Origin of the sequence: Kineococcus gurbantunggutensis, assembly GCF_050871925.1 — a bacterium.
Lineage (GTDB): Bacteria > Actinomycetota > Actinomycetes > Actinomycetales > Kineococcaceae > Kineococcus.
Genome location: NZ_JBJLSG010000214.1, coordinates 1 through 6,789 on the forward strand (window position 1 = coordinate 1; position 6,789 = coordinate 6,789).

Consider the following 6,789-nt stretch of genomic DNA (forward strand, 5'->3'; position numbering starts at 1 on the left):
GCCAGGCGCTGTTCGAGCTCGGCCAGGTCGCGCACGCGCTCGCCGTGCATGCCGTGCTGCTGGGCGGCGGCGGCGATGCCGTGGGCGGAGACGGGGGGCACCGCGTGGACCAGGACGGTGGTCCGGGCCGGGGTGCCGGCCGGGGTGCCGGCCGGGGTGGTGCTCACGGGCACGGACGCGGGTCGCCGGGAAGCGGGGATGCGCACCGACGGCGGCGCACCCGCGATCGTGGGGGTCGAGATCGGGACGAAGGTCTCTGCATGCACGAGGCACCACCTGACGGCCGAGGCTTGACGTCGGTCAACGGGGGGAGGTGCTGCAGCCCGACTGTTGGAGCTCCACCCCACCGCGCCCTCGACGAGCCCCCCGTCGGCTGTGGGTGAGCACACCTTCTCGGCCTGTGTGAGAGCTGTCAACCACTCGAACGGGCTAACGGCGTGACATTTGATGCAGTTTTGACCTCGTGAGGTCACCGCGTTACGTGCGCGTCACCAGCAGGTCACGTGCGCGTCAACAACGCGCCAGGAAGGCGGTGGCGCGGTGGTGGCGCGATCGGCGCCCGGCCGGCGCGCCGTCCCGGCGCGCTCCGGGCGCGTTCACCGCACGTGCTCAACCCACGCCGGTGCGTCACGGTCGTGCCGCGGTCGAGCGGCCGGAGGCGGCCCGCAGGAGCGGCCCCCGCGACCGCCCCGGCCCGCCGCGCCGGGGCGCGGCGGGCCGGTCGGGGCGTCAACGCCGGGCCCGGTCCGCCCGCGCGATGGCGTCCTCCAGCTCCGCGCGCAGCGGCGCCACGCGGCCCTGGTCGGGGTGCTCCCCCAGCGCCTTCAGGTGCCGGCGCGCCTCGGCCAGGCGGCCGGAGTCGATGGCGGCGGCCACCAGGTGCCGCCCGGCCTCCACGTCGTGCTCGCGCGGGCGCCAGTGCCCCACGCCCAGGCTCAGGGCGTCGTCGTTCATGTGCGCCTCGCGCAGGATCGCCAGCGCCTCGGCCAGCGCCCGGCCCGAGGGGTCGCGCTCGGCCGCGATGCCCAGCCGGCGCAGCGCCGCCTCGCGGTCGTCCGCCAGCGACAGCCGGCCCATGACCAGCAGCGGCCGCCACGCCTTGGGGCTCTGCGCCAGCTCCTCGGCCAGCGCCCACACGGCGTTGTCCGCGGCGCGGCGGGCGTCCTCGGCCTCGTGCCCCTCCGCGGGGTTGTCGGCCACGTGCGCCTCGGCCGCGCGGGTGCGCACGGTCTCCACCAGCGCGGCGAAGGCGGCCTCGTCGTTCGGGTCCTCGTGCAGGGTCTCGCGCAGCGCGGCCTCCCCCGGCACGGCGGCCGGGGCCTCGCGGCGGCGCCGGCGACGGCCGGCCTCACCGGCCCCCGCGTCGTGCTCGGGGCGTCGGCGCCAGCGGTCGAGCAGTCCCATACGTCCCCTCCCTGGCGTCCCCGTCGCCTCCCGCGGCGGATCGCGACGCGTCCTGCGGTGCCGGCCACCGGGGCCGGCGGGCGCCGGTGCGAGAGGAGGACACCGCGCTCGAACCCTAGCCCAGGGGCCCCGCGGCGGCCCGTCGCCGCGCACCGGCCGTACGCTCGCGAGGTGGCCGCCGACCCGTCCGACCCGCCCGCGGGCGCGGAGCCGCCGACCGCGCAGCCGGGCGTCTCGGCGGAGACGGTGCACCGGCTGGAGGCGGCCGCCGGCACGTTCTCCTCCGCCATCGCCGGGCGCATGGACACCGCGCTGCCCTGGTACGCCGCGCTGCCGCCGGACGAGCGCTCCTGGGTGGGCCTGGTCGCGCAGGCCGGCTTCACCGACTTCGTGCGCTGGCTCAACGACCCCGACCCCGACGTGCTGGCCGCGACCGCGGTCTTCAGCACCGCCCCGCGCGAGCTGATGCGCTCGGTGACGCTGCAGCAGACGGTGGAGCTGGTGCGCACCGCCATCACCGTCGTGGAGGAGGGCCTGGACGCCGTCGTCGGCGACGCCCGCCCCGGTGAGCAGGTGCGCGCGCGCGAGGCGCTGCTGCGCTACTCGCGCGAGGTCGCCTTCGCCGCGGCCGCGGTGTACGCGCGGGCGGCGGAGTCGCGCGGGGCCTGGGACGCGCGCCTGGAGGCCCTGGTGGTGGACGCGGTGCTGCGCGGGGACGGGGAGGAGACCATCGCCTCCCGGGCGGCGGCGCTGGGCTGGACGCTGGACGCGCCCACGGCCGTCGTCATCGGCGCCTCCGGCGAGCAGGCCCCCGGCGCGGTGGTGCCCCGGGTGCGCCGCAGGGCCCGGGCCGCCGGGGGCGAGGCGCTGGTGGGCGTGCAGGGCGACCGGCTGGTCGTCGTGCTCTCCGGGGTGGCGGACGTGCGCGCGACCGCGGAGGAGCTGGCCGCCGCGGAGTTCGGGCCCGGGCCGGTCGTGGTCGGCCCCACCGTGCCCTCCCTGCCGGTGGCGGCGCGCTCGGCGCGCGCGGCGCTGGCCGGGGTGGTCGCCGCCCGGGGGTGGCCGGGCGCGCCGCGGCCGGTGGACGCCGACGACCTGCTGCCCGAGCGGGCGCTGTCCGGCGACGCCACCGCGCGCCGGGCCCTGGTGGACCGCGCGTACGTGCCGCTGGCGGGCGCCGGCGGCTCGCTGCTGGAGACGCTGGCCGCCTACCTGGAGTCGGGCGGGTCGCTGGAGGCGTGCGCGCGCACGCTGTTCGTGCACGCCAACACGGTGCGCTACCGCCTGCGCCGAGTCGGCGAGGTGTGCGGCTGGACGCCGATGGAGCCGCGCGAGCGCTTCGTGCTGCAGGTGGCCCTGGCGCTGGGCCGGCTGGCGCAGACCGGGCCGGCGAGCGGCCGCGAGGGGGCGCGCCCCGGCTCCTGAGGGCGCCCGGGTGCTCGTCCGGGTGCCCGCCCGGGGGTGCGCGGGGCCGGCCCGGGGGCGCGGGGCGGGCGGGGCGGCTGTGACGTCCGCTGCACGCACGGTGCCGCCGGGGCGGGGTCGGCGAGCCCGCCTTGTAGGTTTCCCACAACTGTCACCGGGAAAGTCCGTGAGCGTCGTGACCGTGAACACCAGGTGGCGCAGGGCAGTCTCGACGCGTGCTCGTCTTCGTCTTCCCCGGTCAGGGCTCGCAGTCGCCCGGCTTCCTGGCCCCCTGGCTGGAGCTGCCCGGCGTCGCCGACCGGCTGCGCTGGGCCTCGGCCGTGGTCGGCGACGACCTCGTGGCCCACGGCACCGTCTCCGACGCCGAGACCCTGCGCGACACCGCCGTCGCCCAGCCGCTCATCGTCGCCGCCGGGCTGGTGGCGCTGCGCGAGCTCGTGGCGGGCCCGCAGGAGCTGGCCCGGGTGGCCGGGGCCGTGGCCGGGCACTCGGTGGGCGAGCTGACGGCCGCCGCGGCCACCGGCGCGCTGAGCCCCGAGCAGGCCCTGGTGCTGGTGCGCGAGCGCGGCAGGGCCATGGCCACCGCCGCGGCCGCCAGGCCCACCGGCATGAGCGCCGTGCTCGGCGGGGACCCCGGCGAGGTCGCCGACCTGCTGCGGCGCCTGGGCCTGACGGCCGCCAACGACAACGGCGGCGGGCAGGTCGTCGCCGCCGGGGAGGTGCCGGCGCTGGCCGCGCTGGCGGCCGAGCCGCCGGCGCGGGCGCGCGTGGTGCCGCTGCAGGTGGCCGGCGCCTTCCACACCGGGCACATGGCCCCCGCCGAGGGCGCCCTGCGCGAGCTGGCCGCGGGCGTGGAGCCGGGCACCGCCTCGGTGCCCGTGGCCGCCAACGCCGACGGCGAGCTCGTCACCGACGGCGCGCAGCTGCTGCGCCGCCTGGTGGCCCAGGTCAGCCGGCCCGTGCGCTGGGACCTGTGCACCGAGGCGTTCCGCCGCCTCGGCGTCACCGCGCTGATCGAGCTGGCCCCCGCCGGGACGCTGGCCAACCTCGCCAAGCGGCAGCTGAAGGGGATCGACGTCCTCGCCCTGAAGACGCCCGCCGACCTCGAGCGGGCCCGTACCGTGATCGCCGAGCACGGCGCGGCCCCGGCCGCGACCGCCGGCGCAGGAGCCGCACAGTGACCGACCTCCGCACCCCCGCCGCGCGCCACTCGCGCATCCTCGGCGTCGGCGCCCACCGCCCGCCGCGCGTGATCGACAACGCGGAGGTGTGCACCTGGATCGACTCCTCCGACGAGTGGATCCAGCAGCGCACCGGCATCCGCACCCGCCGCTGGGCGGCCGAGGACGTCGGCGTGGTGGAGATGTCCGAGGACGCCGCGGCCAAGGCGCTGGCGGCCGCGGGCCTGACCGGCTCCGACGTCGACGCGGTCGTGCTGGCCACCGTCTCGTACCCGTACCAGACGCCGGCCGCCGCCGCCGTGCTCGCCGACCGCCTCGGCGCCACCCCGGCCGCCGCGTTCGACGTCTCCGCCGGGTGCGCCGGGTTCTGCCACGGCATCGCGCTGGCCAGCGACCTCGTGCGCGGCGGCACCGCCGACAACGTGCTCGTGGTGGGGGTGGACAAGCTGTCCGACTTCACCGACAAGCACGACCGCTCCACCGCGTTCCTGTTCGCCGACGGCGCCGGCGCGGCCGTCGTCGGGGTCTCCGCCGAGGTCGGCATCGGCCCGACCGTGTGGGGCTCGGACGGCTCGCAGGCGGACGCGATCCGCTCGAAGTTCTCCTGGCTGGACCTGCGCGCCTCCCGCGCGGCGGCCGTGGACCCGGTGGCGGCCGAGGCAGCCGCCCAGGAGCCGGAGAAGTGGCCCTACCTGGAGCAGCAGGGCCAGTCCGTCTTCCGCTGGGCGGTGTGGCAGATGGCCCCGGTGGCCCAGCGCGCCCTGGACGCCGCGGGCGTGAGCGCCGAGGAGATCGACGTCTTCGTGCCGCACCAGGCGAACGCGCGCATCATCGACGCGATGGTCAAGCAGCTCAAGCTGCCGGAGTCCGTGCACGTGGCCCGCGACATCGTCGACATGGGCAACACCTCCGCCGCCAGCGTGCCGCTGGCGATGGAGCGCGCGGTGGCCGACGGGCACGCCCCCTCCGGCGGGCTGGCCCTGCTCATCGGCTACGGCGCCGGCCTGTCCTACGCCGCGCAGGTCGTGCGCCTGCCCTGAGCCGCCCCCGGCGGCCCACCACCAGACCCCTGGGCGCTGCACCCGCGCACCAGGCCCACGAGGTGACCGGCACCCCCGGCACCCCCACCGAAGGAGCCCCGCATGGCCAGCGAGCAGGAGATCCTCAGCGGTCTCGCCGAGATCGTCAACGAGGAGACGGGCCTGCCCACCGACAGCGTCGAGTCCGGCAAGTCCTTCACGGACGACCTGGACATCGACTCCCTGTCGATGATGACCATCGTCGTGAACGCCGAGGAGAAGTTCGGCGTGCGCATCCCCGACGAGGACGTCAAGAACCTGCGCACCGTGGGCGACGCCGTCGCCTACATCTCCCAGGCCCAGGGCTGAGCAGCCCGCAACGCCGCACGGCCGGCCCGCACCCCGCGGGCCGGCCCGGCACCGCAGCCGTCACCGCTCGAGAAGGAGTTGACCGACCATGACCGCGACCGCTCGCCGCGTCGTCGTCACCGGGATGGGAGCGACGACACCGCTCGGCGGCGACGTGCGCTCCACGTGGGAGGCCGCGCTCGCCGGCCGGTCCGGCGCGCGCCCCATCGACGCGCCGTGGACCGCCGAGTTCGAGCTGCCCGTCACGTTCGCCGCGCAGGCGGCCGTGCCGGCCGCCCAGGTCCTGGAGCGCCGCGAGATCAAGCGCCTGGACCCCTCGCAGCAGTTCGCCGTCATCGCCGCCCGCGAGGCGTGGGCGGACGCCGGCACCCCGGACGTCGACCCGCTGCGGCTGGCCTCGGTGGTCGCCACCGGCATCGGCGGCATCTGGACCCTGCTGACGGCCTACGACACCCTGCGCGAGAAGGGCGCCCGCCGCGTCCTGCCGCTGACGGTGCCGATGCTCATGGGCAACGGCCCCACCTCGGCGATCAGCCTGGAGTTCACCGCCCGCGCCGGCGCGCACACCCCGGTCAGCGCCTGCGCCTCGGGCGCCGAGGCCCTGGCCTACGGCGCCGACATGATCCGCAGCGGGCGCGCGGACGTGGTCATCGCCGGCGGCACCGAGGCGGCGATCCACCCGCTGCCCATCGCCTCCTTCGCCTCGATGCACGCGCTCTCGCGCCGCAACGAGGACCCGGCGCACGCCTCGCGCCCCTTCGACACCCAGCGCGACGGCTTCGTCCTGGGCGAGGGCGCGGGCATCGTGGTGCTGGAGTCCGAGGAGCACGCCCGCGCCCGCGGGGCGCGCGTGCACGCCGAGCTGCTGGGGGCGGGGCTGTCGGCCGACGCCCACCACGTGGCCGCGCCCGAGCCGGAGGGCGCGGGCGTCAGCCGCGCGGTGCGCGACGCGCTGCGCGCGGCGGACCTGGACGCCGGGGACGTCGCGCACGTCAACGCCCACGCCACCTCCACCCCCGCCGGGGACGTGGCCGAGGACAAGGGCCTGCGCCTGGCGCTGGGCGCGGCGGCCGACGGCATCGCGGTGTCGGCGACCAAGTCGATGACCGGTCACCTGCTGGGCGCGGCGGGCGCGGTGGAGAGCATCCTGACGATCCTCGCGCTCAACGAGCGGATGGCCCCGCCGACGATCAACGTCGACGACCTCGACCCGGACGTGACCCTGGACGTGGTGCGCAAGGACCCGCGGCCGCTGCCGGCCGCGGGGCGCCTGGCGGGCCTGAACAACGCGTTCGGCTTCGGCGGCCACAACGTCAGCGTGGTGTTCGCCTCCGCCTGACGGGCGGCCGGCGCGCAGCGGGGCCCCGCACCCACCGGGTGCGGGGCCCGGC

At 77.6% G+C, this 6,789-nt stretch carries 6 protein-coding genes; 5 read left to right on the top strand and 1 reads right to left on the bottom strand.

Annotation, left to right across the window (positions count from 1 at the left end; genetic code table 11):
* Window positions 1-729: 729 nt before the first annotated feature.
* Window positions 730-1,404: a hypothetical protein gene (locus tag ACRYR7_RS23395; RefSeq protein ID WP_432574613.1), complete on the bottom strand. Its 675-nt coding sequence runs from the start codon at window positions 1,402-1,404 to the stop codon at window positions 730-732.
* A gap of 171 nt (window positions 1,405-1,575) precedes the next feature.
* On the opposite strand from ACRYR7_RS23395, the gene ACRYR7_RS23400 reads away from it, so the two are divergent.
* The 5 genes from ACRYR7_RS23400 (at window position 1,576) to ACRYR7_RS23420 (ending at window position 6,737) form a co-directional block, all read left to right on the top strand.
* On the top strand, window positions 1,576-2,829 hold the full coding sequence (locus ACRYR7_RS23400) for a PucR family transcriptional regulator (RefSeq protein ID WP_432574614.1): 1,254 nt from the start codon (window positions 1,576-1,578) through the stop codon (window positions 2,827-2,829).
* 215 nt (window positions 2,830-3,044) lie between these two features.
* The gene (locus tag ACRYR7_RS23405; protein ID WP_432574615.1) at window positions 3,045-4,010 is read left to right on the top strand and encodes an ACP S-malonyltransferase; all 966 of its coding nucleotides are present in this window, start codon (window positions 3,045-3,047) and stop codon (window positions 4,008-4,010) included.
* Window positions 4,007-5,050: a beta-ketoacyl-ACP synthase III gene (locus tag ACRYR7_RS23410; RefSeq protein ID WP_432574617.1), complete on the top strand. Its 1,044-nt coding sequence runs from the start codon at window positions 4,007-4,009 to the stop codon at window positions 5,048-5,050. Before ACRYR7_RS23405 ends, ACRYR7_RS23410 begins: the two co-directional genes overlap by 4 nt.
* A 102-nt stretch (window positions 5,051-5,152) precedes the next feature.
* Window positions 5,153-5,398, top strand: coding sequence for an acyl carrier protein (locus ACRYR7_RS23415; protein WP_432574619.1), 246 nt, complete (start codon window positions 5,153-5,155; stop codon window positions 5,396-5,398).
* Between the two features lie 88 nt (window positions 5,399-5,486).
* A complete protein-coding gene (locus tag ACRYR7_RS23420) occupies window positions 5,487-6,737 on the top strand; it encodes a beta-ketoacyl-[acyl-carrier-protein] synthase family protein (protein WP_432574620.1) in 1,251 nt (416 codons plus the stop codon).
* The last annotated feature ends 52 nt before the right edge of the window (window positions 6,738-6,789 follow it).